Below are 485 nucleotides of genomic sequence, written 5' to 3' on the forward strand. Positions count from 1 at the left end.
CTGAAGAAGAGTAATTGTTTGATCGATATTGTTTAAGAAACAAGCTATTTTCTTCTGCTCATTTAATTTTGGTATTTTTATGCTATACGGCTCAATATGCTTGTTGTTAATTTGTGGAATTGTTGATGTGTCAGCCATTTTATATAATCCTGTTTTCCCAATAATATAGAAAAGAAATTCACTTTCTATTTTTATTGGGATTAAAGCCATTAAATTAGTATCTATGTATGATTCTTGATTTAATAATCTTATTTTATTTGTTAAAATAGCTGCTCCTCTTTTAGGGAATATTACGCTTTTTGCTGGAATTAAATTGAATAAGTCGGTTTTTTTAACTTTAATTTTTGAATAATTTTGATTTTTAATTGTATGATTCAAATCATCTACTTTAAGAAATAATTCTCCAATATTCACTTCTCGAAACTTAGAAGGGCTGTATCCTGATTTTATATCAACTAATTCCCCCAACTCACGCTGTTCCCAAG

Annotated in this window: 1 protein-coding gene; it reads right to left on the minus strand. The window is 27.8% G+C overall.

Going from position 1 to position 485, the window contains the following annotated elements:
• A partial coding sequence (locus tag OCL94_RS13210) for a restriction endonuclease subunit S (RefSeq protein ID WP_262997384.1) occupies positions 1–485 on the minus strand: 485 nt, incomplete at both ends.

The sequence above is a fragment of the Macrococcus capreoli genome (genome assembly GCF_025628935.1).
Classification (GTDB): Bacteria; Bacillota; Bacilli; order Staphylococcales; family Staphylococcaceae; genus Macrococcoides; species Macrococcoides capreoli.